The sequence below is a fragment of the Gelidibacter algens genome, from assembly GCF_001678675.1.
Lineage (GTDB): Bacteria > Bacteroidota > Bacteroidia > Flavobacteriales > Flavobacteriaceae > Gelidibacter > Gelidibacter algens.
In genome coordinates, this window is record NZ_LZRN01000054.1 from 1 (window position 1) to 20,169 (window position 20,169).

The window sequence follows — 20,169 nt, forward strand, 5'->3', positions numbered from 1 at the left end:
GATGGCAACGATACTGTTTTAGAAAAACAAGGATATCGTGCAACCGATTTTCCATTGGATGAACTGCGGTTATTTTTTGTAAATGATACGCTGATGTTACCTGGCGAATACTGAAATATTGGATCATGGTATATCTTAATTTTACGGACTTGAGCGAAGAGGCTCAAAACCGACTTTTAGAACTCTCAAAAAAAGATGTGGAACGAAAATTTGGCGACAGTATTCGCAAATACGTAAGAGAAAATTATACCAGTTTTGAAACGACGGTAGAGGAAGAAGCAATAAGAAATCTATATTCCTATAAGTTCATATTCAACATCTAATTTTCTAAACTTAATAATCACACCTCTAAATTTTGGAGGTGTTTTTTCTGTTCAAGTAATTCCAGTTCAAGAAAAAAACGTATCTTTATTTCGCTGAAATTCAGCACACATAATTTATATAGCTATCCCATTTTTGACTTTCGCTGATAGCTGTATCCATCTATATTTTACATATAGGAATTTCCGAATTCCTAAAAGGGCAATTGGCTTTTTAGCCAGATTGTATGAAATTTTTGTCACGCTTTGGCGTGACGAAAAGGAATAGCAAGAGGGTAACGGGCAGAGCCGCGTTACAGCTGTAAATTATTTCGGCTTCGTAGCCTGTAAAATCCTGTTTATCTTCGGGCAATCTTTTAAAGTCGATGGTTATAAATTCGCTTCGGTTCATCAGACTTTTTGCAATTACGGAAGTGTCCGTAATGAGCCAAAAACAGTCTGCTACTTTTGCAAGATATTTTAATCCGTCTGTAAAACGTGTTCTCAATAATGGAATTTGGTAGAACATTTCCGTACCGTGAAAATGTTGCAATCCTTCTTTTATTTCTTTAACTTGTGCTCTCATTGTTATCTGTTTTTATTAGTGGATAATTAAATAGAGGGCGCAATTTTGGAGATTGGACGCCCTCTTTAGTTTTAATATTACTTACTGTTTTTATTACCAAGCAAAAGAATTTCCCTTGCTACAACTTCGGTATAATATCGTTTTTCGCCTTCCTTGGTTTCATAAGAGCGTTGTGCCAATTTACCTTCAATGGCAATTTGTTTCCCTACAACTGCATACTTCTCAATGATTGTAGCAAGTTTTTCCCAAGCCACAACACTATGCCAATGGGTTTCAGATTGTTTATCTCCTTTTGCATCCTTGTAGTTTGCATTTGTAGCCATTGAGAACTGCGCCACAATTTTTCCATTTTCAAGATTTGTAATTTGTGGGTCTTGCCCAATATTTCCAATTAACTGAACGTGATTTTTAATAGTTTTCATAATAAAAGTTTTAAAGATTTTTAATGAAAAAGGGCGCAACTTTCGAGAGGAACGCCCTCTTTTATTTTTAAGAATTACTTGTCATTTTTACTTCCAAGCAACAAGATTTCGCTTGCTTCGATTTCGGTAACATATCTTTTGATAGCGTCTTTGTCCTCGTAGCTTCGGGATTTCAATTTCCCTGTAACACCTACTTCTTTGCCTTTACCTACATAGTTTTCGATAATTTCGGCAGTCTTGCCCCAAGCCACAACCGTATGCCAATTGGTCTCTGTTTGCTTTTCGTCTTTGGCATCCTTGTAATACTCGTTTGTCGCCAATGAAAAACGGGCTACTTTCTTTCCGCTTTCAAGGTTTGTAATGGTTGGCTCTTGTCCAACGTTTCCCATTAACTGTACGTGATTTTTTAAAGTACTCATAATAAAATATTTAAAGATTAATTAAAATGCTATCTGAACCTTTCAGACAGTTTGCGTTTCTGTTTTTTTGTAATTGATTTACTTATTATATCTTGAGCGTTTTCCTTTTTTGTTTTTTTTGGTTGCCGCTTCCTTTTGTATGTTTTTGTAAGATTTTATAAGATTCATTTTAGATTTACTTCCCATAGCGCCCTCGCTGTTACCTTTTTTTGTTGCTGATACATTTTCAATATTTTGAATTGATAAGGACTTATAAAAAGTGAAGCGCAGCGAGAACGGTTTATGCAGTGTGTTCAAGTTCAAAATATTGGTATTTTGCTGGCGAAAAAAGGGTATAACAGCGAGGGTGCGGATGTAGGTCTAAAAGCTTTTGTGAAGTATAAAAACGTAGGAAGCGACACCAAATCATTAAATGGAATTCGGACTTAGCGGACTCCTCCACGATTTCGGATTGGAGATGGAGCGTTCCGTTCCCGCGCAGCGGAACGGTTAGTGGAATGAAAAGTAGAAATTGGGGATGGTGTCCAAGACTTTTTTTTTAAGGAAGCTCTTTTCCAGAAATGAAGTTTTTACGGAATGCAGGGGAATGTGCTGGACTCTATCGAAAATGAATCTTTCTTCAGAAGCAGGATTTATATGGACTTGACTTTAAAGGTGGAGATTGGAATGGAGTTTGGACGCTTCCCGAATTTTCTCGGGAATAGGCGGTCAAGTGGAATAGAAATCGGAAGTTTTGAAGTTGTGTCCAAGATTTTTTTAAATGATGCGCATTCTACGAAATGGAGAGCAACGAAATGGTGGGTAATGGGCCGCAATGGCTTATGTAAACGGATAAAAAATAATGATACAATCTATTCATTGCTTATGGTGCTCTATAACTAATTCATAAATAAATTGAATTTGTGGCAACTTATTTCAGGACGGGACAGATACAAACAAAAAAGCCCTATGAAGTCACGGGGCTTTTATTAGGAGACTAATCCAAATAATTGTTCTATAAAAACAAAGTTCTACAATCAATTATTTTTCAAAAGTATGTGATGAAATTAATAGAGTTCACTAATTTGATACGAACGACTGTATTTGTGATTTAAAACTAAATTAATAGCTAAATTGAGTTAGTGAGCATCGGTAATACTATCATAACTGTAAGAGCAACCAATTTTTAAGTTTGTCCCAATTCTTTATTTTTTATAACCAAATTGCTAACTATCTAATTCACCTCAAGTAGACTGTCTAAACCATTCAATCCTCTAATTGTGAAAAATACCAATCCAGCATAATGTCATTTAATTTTCGGTCAATTCCTTTTTCTTCAAATTCAGGACGTATGAAAAGTTCCCAAATTCTATTTCCTCTAATATCTAAAATGGAAAATCCAACAATTTGATTTTCAATCTCGCAAACCCAACCTTTCGCTTTTCTAAATATTAATTCTTCATGGTCATAGCTTCGCAAGTACTCGGAATTGGATAATTTATTTCCAACCCCAGAATTTATTATTATTTGCATTTGCTTGATATCATCTTCTTTTGCTTCTCTAATTTTCATGTTTATAACATATAGTGTTGTTCTAATTATTTTTAAGGTCTCATTTAATTACAATTTACCTAGATTTTAAAAGATTTCCTAATAAATCATTTTACCCTTAAATTTTCTAACTGTATCTTTTAACATCAATATGGAACTGATAATCACATTTTTCTTCATTCTACGAATCTGTCTTTGAAGCCGTTCTATGTCAGTTTTTGAGAGCTGTAGCTGATTCAGCAAGTAGGCATTGTGCCCGTCATTAACCGCCAACTCATCAAAGTTTGTATAAAGTTGTTGTAATCGGTTCTTCATAATAAAACCTGCCATATAGAATGATAATTTTTCTTGAACGAACAGCGTGGCATTCATGGCTTTCTCTTTTCTTAAATCAGGATTATCATACACTTGCTTTAATCTTTCCACCGCAGATTTCATTATAGGGTTCCCCCAGACCGTTTTGGAACAAAAATTAATATCTGGATTTTCAATCAATCCAAGTTCATAATCTACTAAAAAACTATTGCTGTGATTCATAAATTCGGTATTCCCCGAATAGTTTGTGGCGATTGTAGGCTTTCCTAGATACATGGCTTCCGCCAAGGTCAACCCAAATCCTTCAGAGTGGTGCATAGAAACATAACAATCACAATTATTTATCAGGTGATTTACACTGTTTTTATCTAAATAATAATCGATCATCTTAATATTGTCTTTACCGGAGATGTATTGGTACAATTTGTTTTTGGATTTTTTAAATTCTTGACCTCCCACCGTTTTGATTATTAATTCGACTTTTTCATTCTTGCCAAATGCTTTGATGAAGGCATCAACCAAAAAAAATGGATTTTTTCTTTCAATGGAGCTGTGGTAGCTAAAAATAAATAAAAAACTAAATTTATCTTTGTTGAAAATATAAATTGTTTTTGGTCCTTTATTGGTTTTAAACTTATCTCAACTGGGTGGGGCATGACTATTACAGGTCCGTTATATACCTTATTGATTATGCTTTTGCAATACAAAGAAGCCGTCCATATCTCATTAAAGAGAATTATGGTCTCTTTAAATTTGGGTGGTACATATTCTGATTCCCATAATAAAAAAAGAATGGAATACCTGTTTTTAAAGAATCCAGAATCAATGATGCTAAAAAATGTGTCGAGATCATTGATAGCTATCTGGACCAGATTTATCGAGTATTGAAAATTGTACTTGTAATCAGTACCCAGCTTAACTTTTTCATAATTTATGATATCTACATCTATATCAATTTTTCTAGCGGCTTCTATATTAAGTTTTACTGCTTCGCCCAAACCGGACACACTATCTGTATAGCCAACAATATTGAGTCCTAGATTATGTGTCTTCATGCCATATTATAATTGATTTCCAGCGATTGCAGCGACACCAAGCTTTTATAAGTCCCTTTCATGATTAATAATTCTTCATGTGTGCCCTGTTCCACAATTCTGCCCTTTTTCATGACAACGATGAGGTCTGCATTTTTAATGGTTGAAAGTCTATGGGCAATCACCAACGAGGTACGGTTTTGCATCATGTTTTCAATTGCACATTGAACCAATTTCTCTGATTCAGTATCCAAAGCCGACGTTGCTTCATCCAAAATCATGATAGGAGGATTTTTCATGACTGCTCTGGCTATGGCTATGCGTTGGCGCTGACCACCGGAAAGCAAACAGCCCCCATCTCCTACATTGTTTTGGTAACGGTTTGGTAACTCGGAAATAAAATTATGGGCATTTGCCACTTTTGCGGCCGCCACTATCATTTCCTCTTTTGCATCTTCGATACCCAATGATATATTATTGGCAATGGTATCATTGAACAAAATGGAATCTTGAGCAACAATTCCCATCTGCTCTCTTAAAGATTTCGTAGTAACATCCTTAATATCGATACCATCAAAAGTAATACTGCCTTCGCTAACATCATAAAAACGGGTAAGTAGATTTGCCAAAGTGGATTTTCCACTTCCGGATTCACCAACCAATGCTACAGTTTTCCCTTTGGGAACCGTGAGATTGAAATCCTTCAGCACGTAGTCCTCTTTGTATTTGAAGGATATGTTATCAAACTTTATTTCCTTTGTGAATTCACTGATTTCCTTCGCGTCGATCTTGTCCTTTAAAGGATTTTCTGCGTCCAAAATAAAAGCGACCCTTTCATAAGCCGCATTCCCTCCCTGAAAAGCATGGTTCGCTTTCGTAATAGCTTTTGCAGGGGTTAATATCTGATACGCTAATCCCATATAAGCGATGAAGGCCCCGCCACTCAATGATTTTTCAATGAGTACCAAAGAACCTCCATATACAAGTAATACTGAAATCACAAAAATTCCTAGAAACTCACTAGTTGGTGCAGATAAACTCATTTTCTTTCCAATGGAATTATTGAGCTTATTTACGTTCTCAGTAAAACCTTTGAACTTCTTTGAGAAATAATTTTCCGAAGTGAAATTTTTAATGATTTTTATTCCTCCAAGTGTCTCTTCAATATTGGACAGTAAATGACCTTCCAGAGCAAATATATCTCCGGACTGACTTTTGATGTTCTTACTGACCCTGGAAATCAAAAACCCAGAAACAGGAATAAAAAAGAGGACAAAAATTGTCAGTTTCCAGCTAATAGCAACCATTCCCACCAATGTAAAAAGAATTGTCATTGGTTCTCTGACCATCATTAAAATGCTCATAAAGGATACTTTTATCGTATTTATATCGGAAGTCATTCGAGCTATGAGGTCGCCTTTGCGCTCACTGGAAAAAAAACCTACATTTAAACTTATGACCTTATCATAAACGTCCTGTCTCAAATCTTTTAAGATGCCGTTGTTTAGATAGGTCATGTACAAGATGGATAAGTAACTGAAAACGTTTTTAAGTAGAAATGTGCTTAAAACAAATGTGACAATGGTTATAAGTGTCATGAGCGGACCTTTGGAATCCCTAATTGTAGTAATAAAGTAGTTCAGATAGCTTTCCAAATAATTAAGGTCAAAATCCTTAAACCCATTAAATACAGGTTTTTCTCTTAATTTTTCTCCTTCTTCAAACAGTACTTTGATCATAGGCAATAATGAAAGCATGGAGATTGATGAGAAAAGTGCGTAGAGAATATTGAATGTTATGCTCAATAACTGAAATTTCCTATAGGGAAGCAGGTATTTGAGAAATCTTTTAAAGTTTTTCATTGTTTATTTATAAAATGCTTTTATAAACTTCAGTGTACTGTTTGGCCGCATTCGACCAGCTAAACTGTAGTGAACGATTAATATATGACGATGTGAGCCAGTCTTTGTTGGCCTCAAATTTGGACATTCCCTCTTCAAACACTTTTGCCATATATTGAGGCTCGAAATTTTCCCAGTAAAAAGAATCTACACCTCCTATTTCTGGTAAGGACGTTCTGCTTGACAGAAAGATCGGTTTTCCGAAAGTCATTGCCTCAATTACAGGTAGCCCAAAACCTTCCCTTAACGAGGGGAATGCAAATGCGAGACAGTTTTTATAATAAAATATTTTATCAGATTCCGTAATGCTTCCAAGTAAGAAGACTTTTGTTTGCAAACGATATTTTTGTATCAACTGCTTCAAAATTTCTGCATAATCCGTTTTCAAATCTCCAGCAATGACCAAATCGACATTGGATAAAATTCTCAACATTTCAATCAACGTATGAAAGTTCTTTTTTTCTACTAACTGTCCTATCGAAAAAATAAATGGCCTTGTGGGCAAGAACTTTGTATACGAATTTTCTGTTAAAATCATAGATTTATTGTTAAGAGTGTTGCCATTATATATCACATATTCAGGAACGCTAGGCACATTAAAGTGCTGATGTGTCATGCTTTTAGCAAATTCAGAGATATATACCACTCCATTACTCCTTTTAATTTTATCTTTAAATTGATTGATCCGGAAATTTAAACGGCCTCCTGTATCTTCTTCTATAAAGTTGATGTCATGAACCGTTAATAAATAGGGTGTTTCCCTTGAAAAAGGCTCAATTTTGGTATTCTGATTTACTGAATGCCATAAATTATATTTCTTCTTTATTCTAAAAAGGGGATACCGAGATATTTGCCAATATCTATTATATGAAAGTCTGTTTCCCAACTCCTTTTTTATATAAACATTGTTGCAGTTGAGAACAATTTGATGTTCTCCCAAAAATTCTGTTTCTTCACTCAAAGCTCTTGCCAGATTGAAATTGAACTGTCCAAAACCAGAATAAAGGTTATTGATGTTATGAGTCTCTAAAAAAATACTTTTGTGAGCCTTGCTTTTCCTCATCGTTATCGTGTTTAATTCTGTATTTTCACCTATTCCTTAATTTGTCTCAAATTTTATCTAGAACTTCAATTTCAATCTTTACCAAAACATTTTTCGGTATATTGTAAATTTCCTAATCAGCAAAAGTGCTTTCAGGCTAAAATTGATAACTATAAATTTTCAAACTGCTTATCTTATAATTATCTCAAATTAAAAAAACCCTGTATTTACAGGGTTATTTTGTGGAGACTAATCCAAATAATCATTCTATGAAAACAAAGTTAAATGATGTATTTCTTCATCAAAAGTATGTGGAAAAAATAATGGAGTTTACTGATTTGATACAAACGGCTTGGTATTTGATTTAAAACGGTCAAAAGAATGAAATTTCAGAGATAACTTATATTTTACTCCATATTTATATGCTTTATAATTTTGTCATTTACAATTATTGAAATTACAATTCACGTCATGATTATACTGTGTATGCAGAAGACTTGAACTAAACGACGACCAACCTTTATCTAACAAGTGTTTGTAATAGATGATTTTTCTAAATTAGATTTCAAATATTGATACTTTAGTTTTCAACGTTCAAATGCCAATATAAATCCGTCATTTCCAGAACCGGACTGTAATTCATTTTCATTGATGGTCAAATTATTTTTTGATAAAATATATTTACCAACTTCAGCATTGTTAATTGTAATATAACTATTTCCGTTGCTTTCAACAATAGAATATGAATAGGTACCACTTTCGTATCCACTATATGAATTTTCATCGGTGGTATTATTTACAACTGTTAGATTTTGATTATTAAAAGCCCAGGTAATTATACCCGTTTCAAAATCTTCATCTATTCCAAGTAGTCCAGCCTTGGCGGTTTTGAGATTCCAACTTCCGATAAGTGTTTCGTTTTGCGACGAGTCATCATCATTATTACAACTGATACATATAACAAGCCCCAAAGTCAAGAATAGAGTTAAAATTCTAACTTTCATAATTTATAGTTTTTGTTGTTATATTCTCTAAATGCAGAAGATTCAGAAAGGTTGCATCTAGATATTCCATTCACTCAAAAGGGTGAAATACTTAGGTACTAAATTCAAATGCCATTTTTTATGATAAATTAGAATTCGTTTTCGCTAATTCTAAAGTTACAGTGTAAGCTCAACATTAAGATTGCACAGTAAATTTTTACAATTATCTATTCAGTTTTGGTCTTTTAGTTTTTTGAGAACTACTAGATCGCCCACTGATGACAGTGTCTCCCATAATATCTTGGATTGTATAAACTCCATCTACAATTATGAGTTTTGCTATATAACCATTAATCGAGCCTGAAGCTGTATACGTTGTGAAAACTTGTGAAGGATCTTGTTCCACAGTCTGCGAAAAGACTCCAGCTCTGGTAAATATGGTCTTTACTGGTATGGATTCAAATTCAGTGACTCCAATGAATTGATTTTCATAGAAATCCGTAAAAAATACGTACTCTCCATCAGGATAATTCTCAAAAGTAATGGTCCACTCTTCGGGACAGTTGCCTGTGGCCGCAGAATAATCTTCGATGATGTTTACAAATGGATCGTTAATGTCAAATCCTTCGGCATGTGCTATATAAACATCTATGTCTGCATTTCCACAAGTGCTATATGTGTTGCCTTGAATATCAATATCCTTTTCCCAATCAAATATAATTTTCAAATCCTCTGAAACATAATTTTCAATTTGAATGTTCATCTGAAAAGGCGTATAAGATGCTGCGGTAGTTCTTGTGTCTCCAATATTTATAATGGCAGTTTCTGTATCTTCAAGAAGATCATCCTTGTTTATGATAATGGAAGCTGAAGCCGTAGTTTGATACGCAGGAATATTGATATAACCAGTGGCAGGTAATCCAATATCTTCTGCATCTGCAGTACCACTTTCTTGAAACATATATACTCTAACCTGTTTATCAGTAGGCTTACTTAAGGTTGCCGTTATGGTAATAACTTGGTCGTTTTCAACATCATTGAAGTTGAAACTTCCAGTAGAACTAGTTACCGTTAAAACTGGTTGATTTGTATCCAGCATTGTTTCAGAAACATCTGTATCTTCACAGGACATTAATAACACTCCTAATATCGTTATAAATGGATACCATGATGATATTTTACTAAATTTTTTCATAAGTCCTAATTTAAAGTTTGGTATAAGTTGCTGTGTAAGTATTGAATGTTGTATTATCATCAAATCCGATTGTATAGACCATTTGCAGATCTCCAGTTTCTGGATCCACAGTTCCCAAGACAGTTATCCCTTCAAGAAGATTGGAATATATTCCTGCTAAATATTGCTGTTCAATAATTAATTTACCACAGACTTCCTTGAATATAAAGCCTTCGCGAACACCACCATTTAGGACACCTGCATTCCATGTACCAGATTGCGTAGTTAAGTAGGTGCCTTCCTCAATTTCGGTAATCACTTCCATAGGGTGAAAATTACTTCCTCCCGAACTTGAAGTTACCGCTAATTGATAAACGCCTTCTAAATCTGAAGAACAGGTTGCTTGCAGCGTGATAGTGATTTTGCCTTTGTTTCCTGAAGCCACAATTTCATTTGAACTTGTTGATGTGCCACCTGTAATATTTAAAACTACTGTGGTAGGATTGTCTGGGTCCAAAGCTCCAGAATGAACAACTATCGGAAGATTTGCAAAGGTGCTCCCTGCCTCAATAATAACTGAACCACTTGAATTTGTTAAATCAAAATCCACACCTTGCTCGGCGGTGGAACTTGCATCAACTTCAAAAGTTGCGTTCAATTCGGCATCTAATGGGAAACCATCTCCTCCAGTAATTTTTAAGGGCACAGTGAAAGTATAATCATCAGAATTATCATTTAAAAAGAACCCGGTAACCTGTGAAGAAGGAAACAAAAGCACATGTGGACCTTCAGAAAATACTTGGGCATCATCATCGATAATACAGGATGATATTGACAATGCCATTATTGTAAGCAAGGCTAAAATTTTAGTGTTTTTCATATCTCTATTTTTATTCATATTCAATTTATTTTATTGCATCCAGAAAGTATGTCTGTCAAATGCGGCATTGGCTCCTTGTGCAGGCACATTTGCGGAATTTGCAGATAACTCTGAAGTTGGATATAATAGGTTGGAAGGGAAAATATTGGAAACTGCTCCTGGAGGAATAGGTATATTAGAAGGAAAGTTTGTTCTTACTCTATCCATCCAAACCTCAAATCCTGTTATAAAACCACCTGATATCCATTTTTGGGTAATTATGGCTTCAATCTGCTTGCCATTTCCATTGGCAGAATCCCAATTTATAATTGGGCTAATACTGTTGGATTCATAATTTAATGCTGTAGTGGAAGCGTTTGGCACACCCATTTCAGAAAATGAAGCAACTATTCCCAATTTATAAGAATCTCCTGCGTTACCAGGAATAAAGCCTCTTTGTGCGGCTTCAGCTTGTAAAAACAAGGCCTCTGATAGTAACATCAGTGGTGCATCTTGAGAACTGGAATTTAAAAGAGCTGGTCCAAGCTCTGAAGTCAAGTTAGACGCATAAGCATTTTCATAAGTGTTTTGCGGTACACCTACGAATTCACCTGCTACAGGCAGAAATAATTGTGCAACTCGCGGGTCATTATTATCATTCAAAAAATCAATGTAAAACTCACTACCACGAGTTGCACCATGATTTACGGCAGGAGACTGTCCTCCAGGAACAAATCCGTGTAAGGCATAAAATGGATTTTGTTTATTTGATTCATCTATATAGCCAGGATTAACATTCACCGAAGATTCAATAAAACCAACGCCATTGTTAACCAATTCGTTATACTTTGAGGTTAAATTTTCCCCAGTATTTACTTGTCTCAACAACATTCTCAATTTAAGAGTATTGGCAAATTTTTGCCACTTATTCATGTCCCCTCCCAAAATAATATCGGTTGAAACTGTTTTACTATCTGGACTGGCATTGGTAATCATATCGATAGCAACATTCAGTTCTTCATAAATAGCGTCATAAATAGCCTTATCGTCGTCATACGCTGGTTGGGTATTGTTTCCCCTTTGAAATGCTTCACTATAAATGATGTCACCATACATATCTACCAAAGTAGCAAAGTGAAAGGCCTTCATTATTTTTGCTATAGCTATATAATTATCATAACCTTCACCGTTATATTTTTCAATAAAATGATAGCTATTCAATGGCAATGAATAGGTGTTATTCCATAGGGACTGATAGGTGTCATTGATAATGATGTATGACTGTTCTGATCGATACCATACCCTATCCCCAGAATCCGATATGATTCCCGCATGAATACCACCAATTAAATTAAAAGAATTGCCCGCATTATTGGCATTGTAATACATATCGGCAGTATACTTTTGCGCAGCTGGCAAAGTGAGTTCTGGTGTTGAGGATGGTGGATTTGTAGTACTACCGTTGACATCCAAAAAGTCATCACTACATGCCGTCAATAACATCATCGACAGGATGAATATTCCGTTTTTAAAATTTTTCATTTTCATTTTTTTAAAATTTTAAGATTGACTTTAAATCCATAGGTTCCTGTTGGAGGTGCTTGATCTGTAGAACCAATTCCTGACACACCATCTCCTCCAGTATTGATAGAAAATTCTGGATCTGTATAAACATTTTCTTTAGCCCTCCACATAATTAAATTATTTGCAACCAGTCCGATAGAAAGTGCATCAAATGGAGTTTGTTTTAAATATTTTGAAGGAAGATTATAGTCTAAAGCTATTTCTCTAATCTTAATGGCAGTAGCATCTACTACATAATTTTCTTTAATATTATTATAAGAAGTTTGCCAGAAGTTTCGGCCTCCACTTGATGTAGTTATATCTGTGTTAGCGACATATACTCCTGAACCTGGTGAAGTTTCATAAGATGAATTAGGGAATACAAATGGTTGTCGATTGGTTGAAGCGCTATGTGCAGTTAAGCCAGCAAATTCTAATGCTTCAACTAAAGTACTATAATAAACGTGACCTGTTTTATAGTCGGCTACTCCTGAAAGTGTAAAATCCTTATATCTTATTTTTGTGGTTACACCCGCAATAAAGTTAGGTACTGTTGAACCTAAATTGATAAATTCACTGGTAGCTATAGGGTCTCCAGTATTCGGATTGATGACAACTCTTCCCTGGTCGTCTCTTTCATAGCCAGGGGCGAATATCGAAGGATAGGCATCTCCAATCTGTGCATACAAAAACGCTGTATTTTGATAGCCTGTTCCTACTTGAAGTCTTTCAGCACCATCATTCAATGAAATGACTTCTGATTTATTGGTAGACACCGTAAACCCTAAATCCCATTGAAAATTTTCTGATTTGAATGGAACGATTCCGAGATCAAATTCAAAACCTTTATTTTGTATTTCACCAATATTCGTCAAATAAGCAGAGGCTCCAGAGGCATAAGATGCTGCAGAAAAATTGATTTGGTCTTCAACTTTTACAAAATAATAATTGGCATCTAAAGATATTCTTCTTTTGAACAAATCGAGACTCAAACCAACTTCAGTAGATGTAGAAAACTCTGGGCTTAAATTAGGGTCTACTGCGATAGTGGTTGGTCTCAATCCAGTCGTTCCTCCAAAAGGAAATCCTACTGGAACCTGAAAATTTTCATTCGTTTGTCCGATGCCAGCATCATTACCAACTTTAGCATAACTTGCATTCAGTTTTAAGTTACCCAACACTGTTCCTTTTAAACCTTCAAACGCATCTGTAGGGACAAAAGAAATTCCTGCACTGTAGTATCCGTAAGAGTTATTATCTTTTGGTAATGTAGAAGAAATATCTTGTCTGTAGGACCCTGTTAAAAATAAGTAGTCCCTAAAGCCCAAGGTCAAATCACCAAAGTAAGAATACAGCCTTTTTTGAGTGGTACCTTCATCACCGGTCAATTCTCCAGTTCTCACGTTTACGTTATAAATAATGTTTGTAAAGAGATTTGTGCCTCCAATATTGATTGATTTGTCCCTATACGTTTCTACGTGATTTCCCAATATCAACCTTGCATTAAAATCTTCGCCAAAATTCTTGTCAAAACTCAATAGGAAATCGGAGTTCAATCGGAAATTTTGAAGCATACCATCTGCAACCGCATTCACCTCATCGGATGGTCGAGTATATGTTAAAGTGGTATCATAGGTCCACGCTTCCTGGGTATTTTTATAACTACTATTAAACCAAGTTCCTCCCAATGTGTAGCTCGCCTTGATCCAATCATTAAAATCATAGTCCAATTTTGTGATGGCTTGCAAACGGTTTGATCTCGATGTATTTCTATTTTGATCAATAATTTGATAAGGATTTTTAAAATAGGCATTGTAATATGTATCAGGAGTTGCAAACTTGTCAGTTCTCCAGTTTTTGTAGTTTGTTAAGGGAATATGGCCCGGCGTATTTAATAAAATTCGATAGAAACTTCCATCCTGTGGAGATTCTCCGGCTACATTGGTTTTATCCTGAAAAAAGGAAACCGAAGTAGTAGTCTCTAATTTTCCATATTTCCTTGAAGCGTTAAACCTTAAATTATCCCTAATATACGTATCATTTGGTGTTACACCCGATCTGTCCACATGCTGCGCAGAGAAAAAATAAGTAGAATTTGCATCTCCGCCACTTAAAGAAATTGCATTTTGCTGTGTAAGTCCAGTTACAAAAAAATTCTTTTTGTTATCCTTAACTGGTGCATACGGGAGCACCTGATACGTTCCGTCAGATAAAATAGGTCCAACCCGTCTCGGTAGCCCATCATATCTTGGTCCCCAACTTTCGTTTTCATCTGGATTATATTCAAAGCCTTCCGTAGATCCACTACCGAATTGAGTTTGCACTTTTGGGAAGTACTTTACGTTTTCAAAAGTAACAGATGAGTTAAAGTCAATATTTATCTTTTCATTTTTTTGACCTCTTTTCGTGGTTATAATGATGGCGCCATTTGAACCCGCCGAGCCGTATAAAGTTACAGAAGAAGCACCTTTAAGAATGTTAACCGATTCAACATCATTGGCATTCAAACTGCTTATGCTGTTTTGGGCCTGTGGCACACCATCAACAACAATAAGTGCACCATTATTACCTGTCAAGGAGTTAAATGCCCTTAATACAATTGAAGAATTTGGATTTACACCATTATCACTAATATTGATGTTTAAACCAGATGCTTTTCCAGCTAGAGCTGTTGTGATATCCACGGGGGCGGCTTGTACAAGATCTTCTTGCTTAATCATAGCAGTGGCATATGGCAACTCCTTGGGTTTCCGTTTTATTCCTAAAGCTGTAACAACTACTTCGTCAAGTTCAGATGCATCAGTTTGCATGGTCACATTGACGACGATTGTTGTGCCGATGGTAATCTTTTGACTTTTAAATCCTATATAGGAAAATGTCAGTATGTCCCCAACATTCACAGTAATAGAATAATTTCCATCAAAATCTGTTTGAGCGCCCCTAGTAGTTCCATCTACTACTATATTAACTCCAGGAAGAGGCATTCCAGTGTCGTCAGACACTATTCCTGTGATTTTTTTTTCTTGCGCATATACATTGAATGTAAAGAATGCCAGCAAAAAAAAGAATTTTGTACCCTTGATTCATTGATATTAATTTTATGTTAATAATTTGTAAATCTAGAGTTGAACAAACGTGAAATTTGACCGATTGAAGTGTATGACCTGTTTTTTGATGTGAATGACTTATTTTAATTGATTTCTCAAGTTATCTCTCAAGTTTTGTTGGGAATTAAAGGGAGTTTTTTTATAATTAGCCTTTTCAAGACATAAGTATGTAGATTGTTTTCACTTATAACTACTCATTCCAGAAGAAAATCCTGAAAGCAATTAAAATAGTGTAAACCCTATTGTTTTTGATGTGAACAATTCATAATTTGATGTGAGATATTTGTTTATAGATATTAACTGCTATAAATCAAAAAACAAACTAATTTAAATAAAGTAATTTGCATATTAATTTAAGGTTGAGGAGTATATAATTCTTATGAAATGAAAATCAGCACTGTTATAATCGATGACGAACCGTTGGCAAGACAACGAATTGCAAACTTGCTAAAAACCATTGATGACATTGAGGTCGTGGAGGAATGTGCCACGGGTAAAAAAGCAATTGAATCCATCAATGAACTCAATCCGGCTTTAATTTTCCTCGATATCAAATTAAAGGACATGACAGGATTTGATGTTTTGCAACAAATAGAAAAAAGCGCAAGACCGGTTATAATTTTTGTTACGGCTTTCGACCAATTCGCTCTTAAAGCATTTGAATATTTTGCTTTGGATTATTTACAAAAGCCATTCAAAGATGAGCGATTTTATGAATCAACTAATAAAGCTATTGAAATTATAAAGCAGAAACAATCGTCTTTATTGGAAAACAACCTTCAAAATCTACTCGATTATGTGAATAATAACACCAAAAAACATGATTCAAACTTTAAAAAAACTCCCGGTAAAACTCGGCAACAAGATAGTTTTTATAAATAATGAAGATATTAAATATATATTGGCATCTGGCTATTATGCAGAAATTTATACCGAATCAAAAAAACATTTATTGCGAGCCTCTCTAAGCAATCTTATAGAAGACTTGGATAAAGAGAATTTTATTCGCATCCACAGATCCACCATTTTAAATTTAAATTATATACAAGAGCTTATCAATTCGAATTTTGGTGAGATTGATGTAAAAATGGCAGATAACAAATTGTTCAGAATAAGCAAAAGCTTTAAAAAGGAGTTCTTAATTAAAATGGGGCTCTCATGAAAAAGCTGATTGATAAAAAGTTATTCGTTATACTGTTCCTTTTTTATATTGTTTATAGCTTTTTAAATACTTCAAAGAATGTCGTTTTAAAATTTTAATTAAAGTCGAAAATGTTGACATAAGTTGGTTAAAATTCTTTTTTGAAAGTGTCATACTTGAGACTTTTTTTTCAGTATCCATAATATTATTCATAATTGTCGTCACTCGAATCCTCATCAACAAATCCTACCAATGGCATTTCATTTTTGCTATACATGTTTTGTTTTCATTGGTATCCGTTTTGCTAATGTTTTTGATTTATGATGTGTACCTGTTTTATTTTAGCGAACAAGTCATTAACCGCACTTTCAATTACTATCTGCTCAACACCATTTATTATTCAAACACCTATTTTCTCATCTATTCGGTAAATGTTTTTATCATATACACGTATTACTATGTGGACAAATTAAAAGCAACAGAACTTCAAAAAGTGGAATTAAAACAGCAATTGACAGATGTACAGGTAAGCGTGTTGAAATACCAATTGCATCCACATTTCTTTTTCAATACTTTAAATAGCATTTCTTCATTAATCGATATCAATCCAAAGCTTGCTCAAAACACATTAGCTGATTTTAGTGATTTATTACGTGATATTTTGTTTTTAAAAGACACCAATTTAATGACGTTATCTACAGAAATGGATATTCTTAAAAGATATATAGACATCATGCTAATTAGGTTCTCAGACCATTTAAAGATTATCATCACTATTGAGGACAATCTCGAAGACGTATTGATTCCAAGCTTGATATTGCAACCCATCATTGAGAATAACATCAAACACGGCTATTCATATTCAATTACGGATTTAGAAATTAGACTATCGATATTCAAGTATGGGAACATGCTTGTTATGGAAGTTGAAAATAATGGTGAGCCTTTAAAAAATAATAGATGTCAGTTTGGAACTGGGTTAAAAAACACAGAAGACAGGCTTAAAACTCTTTATGATGATGATTATGTCTTTACAATTAAGAACATAGCTCATAAAATAGGAGTGATTTCTAAAATTGCTATTCCATATAGAATAAGCAACATATAATTTGCGAATTTAATTTATTAGTCCTCTGTTATAATTGATTAAAGAGCTCTTCAAAACGAAAGATATTTTAAGCCACAAAAAGAATCGAAAGAATGAAAAAAATAATATTTATCAGTTGCTTACTAATAGCAAGTAATTCCATGTTTTCTCAAAATAATGCTTCTAAAGTAGAAGAAAAAGTAGATTCTTTCATCGTGAAGCAAATGAAAGATTTGAAAATACCTGGATTAGCAGTTGCCATTATCAAAGATGGAAAAATTTTAAAAAAATCAGTTTATGGTTTCGCAAATATAGAGTGGCAGACCAAAGTTACAGAACACTCTAATTTTCAAATTGCATCTTGCACAAAACTTCTAACCTCCACACTGCTTCTCAAAATTATTTACAACCATAAAATTGATTTAGAAGAATCTATAGGCAACTATCTTGATTCTATACCTTCTGAATGGCGTAAAATAAAAATTAAAAATCTCATAAGTCATTCAAGTGGCCTTCCTGATTTTTATGATAGCGAGCTTTATTTAAATACTCGGAAAATTGTGGAACAATTGAAAAGTAAAGCGTTGCTATTTGAACCTGGCAGTAAAGACCAATATGGGTCATCAGATTTTATGCTATTATCTTATATATTGGAAAGAATCTATAAAAACCCTTTTGTCCAGATTTTAAAGGATGAAGTGACAACCCCATTAAGCATGAATGATGGTGCCTATGATATGGAATATAAAGTAGAAGGACGATTTATGAGAACTATTCGGGTAAATGAAAAGGTGACGACCTATTATGATTATGAAGGAACATTGGTGAACTACAAATTTTTATATCCTCAATACACCTATTCAGCCGGTGGCTATTTTGCTTCGATAGATGACATGACCAATTGGGCAATTGGTCTAGATAACAGCAAACTATTTCCAATTGAATTCGCCAATGAATTTATATATGATTCAGATAAAATTGGAGAAAAAGACGCTGGGTTTTCAAAGGTTGGATGGGTATTAGAAAACGAAAATGAAGTACTTTATGGTGGTCATAGTGGCGGACCTGGTTTAGGAGATGTTTTAAGATTTCCAAAAGAAAAAATAACAATTATTACCTTATCCAATGATGGAGAATTGCTACCTGGACTTTCAAGGGTTATTGCAAATTGGTACATCAAAGGATTGAGTGCAAAATTTAAAGTTGAAAAATTTGACAGATAGTCACTAATACAAACAAAAATTATTAAACAACAATTTTAATGAGCGCAAAATTGACGGTGGACAAGAAAAAAATTTTAGCAATTTCGGGAAGTGCAAGCAAAAATTCTGCTAGCCTTTCTATTTCGAAAGAAATAGCGAGCGTAGGCGAGCCTCATTTTTATATGACTATTTGGGATGACCTGACCGAACTTCCCCATTTCATCACAGAACTGACTGATAAAAACGTGCCTGAAAAAATCGTAGAATTTAGAAACGATGTAGCTACTGCAGATGGTATCATCATATGTACACCAGAATATATTTTAAGCATCCCTAGCTGCCTGAAAAATGCAATTGAATGGTGTGTCTCAACAACAGTCCTTTATAATAAACCAATTGGCCTGATAACGGCTTCAGCAAATGGCGAAAAAGGTCATGAAGAATTGAAAATAATTATGGAAACCATAAAAGCTAAATTTGTAGAACAAACAACCCTATTGATTCAGGGAATAAACAACAAGATAAGCAAAGAAGGAACATTATTCGACAAGAAAACAGAGACCGAATTGAAAAATTTTGTGGAGTCCTTTGTTATGCTGTTGAAAAACTCCTATACAAACTATTGTAGCTAAAATTATTTCTTACCATCATAGCTGTGAACAGCAAATATTTGACTCGTGCTACAAGCTTCTGATGGAGACTTCTATAAGAATGAAAGCAATATACAACTAATCAATGGTACTTGGAGGATTGCGCTCCTTAAGAATTGAATATTTATACATTGATGGAGACATTCCTGTTTTACTTTTAAATACCCTATTAAAGCTAGCTTTAGATTGAAAACCAGATTCAAATGCTATTCCCAACAAAGTTAGCTTATCATTTTCTTCACTATTCATTCTGTGCTTTACCTCCTCAATTCTGTAGTCATTAATTAGATTGTAAAAGCTTATGTTTAAATGCTGATTGAGTAGTTCTGACAACTTCTTATTGCCGATTCCTATTGCATCGGCCAAATCGGTTAGACTTAAAGAATCATTTAAAAAGAGTTTCTTTTTATTTAACAAATTATCAAGTTTGATTTTTAGTTCTTCTATTTCATCTTGTGAGAGACCGTCCAATTGTCGACCATGTTCCTGGTTTTTTATTTGCTTATCATTACTAATTACATGATTCTCTAATGTCACTTCATTCAAAAATTCAGGCAATAGGATTCTACTTTGAAATATTCCCTTATATCCTAAATACACATACAGAATTACAAACATAAAAGCAATGATTGTTCCTATATTCCATGGAACTATCGGGTAGTAAAGTTCATAAATTGAGAACAAGCTATCTGCTGTTATAATAATAGCTATCCCAATCAGTAAAAATTCAAACCAGGTTAAGTTACCTTCATCTATATGTGAATAGTGGTTTTTTAATGAGGCTTTAACTTTTCTTAAAAGCTTATAAGTTAATAGGATATAGACAAAAAAATAATGCGTTCTTCAATAAAGGTT

General features: G+C 34.2%; 21 protein-coding genes. 7 read left to right on the plus strand and 14 right to left on the minus strand.

From position 1 onward, the window contains the following. Together A9996_RS21015 and A9996_RS17210 are read left to right on the plus strand one after the other, a co-directional pair. Positions 1–114, plus strand: a 114-nt coding sequence (locus tag A9996_RS21015; RefSeq protein WP_346210695.1) for a DUF6876 family protein, incomplete at its 5' end; no start/stop codon positions are given. 11 nt (positions 115–125) lie between these two features. Further along, positions 126–323, plus strand: a complete 198-nt coding sequence (locus A9996_RS17210; protein WP_066432881.1) for a hypothetical protein — start codon at positions 126–128, stop codon at positions 321–323. Between the two features lie 211 nt (positions 324–534). Here the strand turns inward: A9996_RS17210 and A9996_RS17215 are convergent, their stop codons facing one another. The 13 genes from A9996_RS17215 to A9996_RS17280 all read right to left on the minus strand — a co-directional run bounded on the left by A9996_RS17215 (position 535) and on the right by A9996_RS17280 (position 15,186). Further along, on the minus strand, positions 535–885 hold the full coding sequence (locus A9996_RS17215; protein WP_248912373.1) for a DUF6876 family protein: 351 nt from the start codon (positions 883–885) through the stop codon (positions 535–537). 77 nt (positions 886–962) lie between these two features. Further along, entirely contained in the window at positions 963–1,307 is a 345-nt protein-coding gene (locus A9996_RS17220; protein ID WP_066438089.1) for a single-stranded DNA-binding protein, read from the minus strand. Between the two features lie 74 nt (positions 1,308–1,381). Next, positions 1,382–1,726 carry a single-stranded DNA-binding protein gene (locus A9996_RS17225; protein WP_066438091.1) on the minus strand — a complete coding sequence of 115 codons (345 nt, stop codon included), beginning with the start codon at positions 1,724–1,726 and terminating at the stop codon, positions 1,382–1,384. Between the two features lie 1,245 nt (positions 1,727–2,971). Then, entirely contained in the window at positions 2,972–3,277 is a 306-nt protein-coding gene (locus A9996_RS17240) for a GNAT family N-acetyltransferase (RefSeq protein WP_066438099.1), read from the minus strand. Positions 3,278–3,355: 78 nt separating this feature from the next. Then, positions 3,356–4,093, minus strand: a complete 738-nt coding sequence (locus A9996_RS20690) for a glycosyltransferase (protein ID WP_248912374.1) — start codon at positions 4,091–4,093, stop codon at positions 3,356–3,358. Next, on the minus strand, positions 4,042–4,626 hold the full coding sequence (locus A9996_RS20695; protein ID WP_248912375.1) for a hypothetical protein: 585 nt from the start codon (positions 4,624–4,626) through the stop codon (positions 4,042–4,044). The genes A9996_RS20690 and A9996_RS20695 overlap by 52 nt, the downstream gene beginning before the upstream one ends. Beyond that, positions 4,623–6,467, minus strand: coding sequence for an ABC transporter ATP-binding protein (locus A9996_RS17250; RefSeq protein ID WP_066438101.1), 1,845 nt, complete (start codon positions 6,465–6,467; stop codon positions 4,623–4,625). Before A9996_RS17250 ends, A9996_RS20695 begins: the two co-directional genes overlap by 4 nt. 7 nt (positions 6,468–6,474) lie before the next feature. Then, positions 6,475–7,569, minus strand: a complete 1,095-nt coding sequence (locus A9996_RS17255) for a glycosyltransferase family 4 protein (RefSeq protein ID WP_066438103.1) — start codon at positions 7,567–7,569, stop codon at positions 6,475–6,477. 566 nt (positions 7,570–8,135) lie between these two features. Continuing rightward, complete coding sequence (locus tag A9996_RS17260) at positions 8,136–8,552, minus strand: hypothetical protein (RefSeq protein ID WP_066438107.1); 417 nt, start codon at positions 8,550–8,552, stop codon at positions 8,136–8,138. A gap of 202 nt (positions 8,553–8,754) precedes the next feature. Next, a complete protein-coding gene (locus A9996_RS17265) occupies positions 8,755–9,726 on the minus strand; it encodes a hypothetical protein (RefSeq protein ID WP_146608962.1) in 972 nt (323 codons plus the stop codon). Between the two features lie 10 nt (positions 9,727–9,736). Next, positions 9,737–10,585: a hypothetical protein gene (locus A9996_RS17270; protein WP_146608963.1), complete on the minus strand. Its 849-nt coding sequence runs from the start codon at positions 10,583–10,585 to the stop codon at positions 9,737–9,739. Positions 10,586–10,615: 30 nt separating this feature from the next. After that, a complete protein-coding gene (locus A9996_RS17275) occupies positions 10,616–12,106 on the minus strand; it encodes a SusD/RagB family nutrient-binding outer membrane lipoprotein (protein WP_169817261.1) in 1,491 nt (496 codons plus the stop codon). 2 nt (positions 12,107–12,108) lie between these two features. Then, positions 12,109–15,186, minus strand: a complete 3,078-nt coding sequence (locus tag A9996_RS17280) for a SusC/RagA family TonB-linked outer membrane protein (protein ID WP_083994010.1) — start codon at positions 15,184–15,186, stop codon at positions 12,109–12,111. A gap of 432 nt (positions 15,187–15,618) precedes the next feature. Here A9996_RS17280 and A9996_RS20700 point away from each other — a divergent pair, with 432 nt between their 5' ends. The 5 genes from A9996_RS20700 to A9996_RS17300 all read left to right on the plus strand — a co-directional run bounded on the left by A9996_RS20700 (position 15,619) and on the right by A9996_RS17300 (position 19,296). Then, positions 15,619–16,116 carry a LytR/AlgR family response regulator transcription factor gene (locus A9996_RS20700; protein ID WP_248912376.1) on the plus strand — a complete coding sequence of 166 codons (498 nt, stop codon included), beginning with the start codon at positions 15,619–15,621 and terminating at the stop codon, positions 16,114–16,116. Beyond that, positions 16,055–16,396 (plus strand): LytR/AlgR family response regulator transcription factor, encoded by a 342-nt coding sequence (locus A9996_RS20705; RefSeq protein WP_248912377.1) that lies wholly within the window; start codon positions 16,055–16,057, stop codon positions 16,394–16,396. Before A9996_RS20700 ends, A9996_RS20705 begins: the two co-directional genes overlap by 62 nt. A 286-nt stretch (positions 16,397–16,682) precedes the next feature. Then, complete coding sequence (locus A9996_RS17290; protein WP_066438119.1) at positions 16,683–17,483, plus strand: sensor histidine kinase; 801 nt, start codon at positions 16,683–16,685, stop codon at positions 17,481–17,483. A gap of 92 nt (positions 17,484–17,575) precedes the next feature. Further along, on the plus strand, positions 17,576–18,685 hold the full coding sequence (locus A9996_RS17295) for a serine hydrolase domain-containing protein (protein ID WP_066438122.1): 1,110 nt from the start codon (positions 17,576–17,578) through the stop codon (positions 18,683–18,685). A gap of 38 nt (positions 18,686–18,723) precedes the next feature. After that, positions 18,724–19,296 (plus strand): NADPH-dependent FMN reductase, encoded by a 573-nt coding sequence (locus tag A9996_RS17300; RefSeq protein ID WP_066438125.1) that lies wholly within the window; start codon positions 18,724–18,726, stop codon positions 19,294–19,296. A gap of 96 nt (positions 19,297–19,392) precedes the next feature. On the opposite strand, the gene A9996_RS17305 is transcribed toward A9996_RS17300, so the two are convergent. Then, positions 19,393–19,998: a helix-turn-helix domain-containing protein gene (locus A9996_RS17305; protein WP_066438129.1), complete on the minus strand. Its 606-nt coding sequence runs from the start codon at positions 19,996–19,998 to the stop codon at positions 19,393–19,395. Positions 19,999–20,169: the final 171 nt, after the last annotated feature.

Bases quoted from the DNA above. Each gene is read 5' to 3' on its own strand.
- A9996_RS17215 (WP_248912373.1), bottom strand. From the start codon at position 885: ATGAGAGCACAAGTTAAAGAAATAAAAGAAGGATTGCAACATTTTCAC.
- A9996_RS17250 (WP_066438101.1), bottom strand. From the start codon at position 6,467: ATGAAAAACTTTAAAAGATTTCTCAAATACCTGCTTCCCTATAGGAAA.
- A9996_RS17255 (WP_066438103.1), bottom strand. From the start codon at position 7,569: ATGAGGAAAAGCAAGGCTCACAAAAGTATTTTTTTAGAGACTCATAAC.
- A9996_RS17220 (WP_066438089.1), bottom strand. From the start codon at position 1,307: ATGAAAACTATTAAAAATCACGTTCAGTTAATTGGAAATATTGGGCAA.
- A9996_RS17295 (WP_066438122.1), top strand. From the start codon at position 17,576: ATGAAAAAAATAATATTTATCAGTTGCTTACTAATAGCAAGTAATTCC.
- A9996_RS17260 (WP_066438107.1), bottom strand. From the start codon at position 8,552: ATGAAAGTTAGAATTTTAACTCTATTCTTGACTTTGGGGCTTGTTATA.
- A9996_RS17210 (WP_066432881.1), top strand. From the start codon at position 126: ATGGTATATCTTAATTTTACGGACTTGAGCGAAGAGGCTCAAAACCGA.
- A9996_RS20705 (WP_248912377.1), top strand. From the start codon at position 16,055: ATGATTCAAACTTTAAAAAAACTCCCGGTAAAACTCGGCAACAAGATA.
- A9996_RS17225 (WP_066438091.1), bottom strand. From the start codon at position 1,726: ATGAGTACTTTAAAAAATCACGTACAGTTAATGGGAAACGTTGGACAA.
- A9996_RS17300 (WP_066438125.1), top strand. From the start codon at position 18,724: ATGAGCGCAAAATTGACGGTGGACAAGAAAAAAATTTTAGCAATTTCG.
- A9996_RS17270 (WP_146608963.1), bottom strand. From the start codon at position 10,585: ATGAAAAACACTAAAATTTTAGCCTTGCTTACAATAATGGCATTGTCA.
- A9996_RS17290 (WP_066438119.1), top strand. From the start codon at position 16,683: ATGTTTTTGATTTATGATGTGTACCTGTTTTATTTTAGCGAACAAGTC.
- A9996_RS20700 (WP_248912376.1), top strand. From the start codon at position 15,619: ATGAAAATCAGCACTGTTATAATCGATGACGAACCGTTGGCAAGACAA.
- A9996_RS17265 (WP_146608962.1), bottom strand. From the start codon at position 9,726: ATGAAAAAATTTAGTAAAATATCATCATGGTATCCATTTATAACGATA.
- A9996_RS17275 (WP_169817261.1), bottom strand. From the start codon at position 12,106: ATGAAAAATTTTAAAAACGGAATATTCATCCTGTCGATGATGTTATTG.
- A9996_RS17240 (WP_066438099.1), bottom strand. From the start codon at position 3,277: ATGAAAATTAGAGAAGCAAAAGAAGATGATATCAAGCAAATGCAAATA.
- A9996_RS20695 (WP_248912375.1), bottom strand. From the start codon at position 4,626: ATGAAGACACATAATCTAGGACTCAATATTGTTGGCTATACAGATAGT.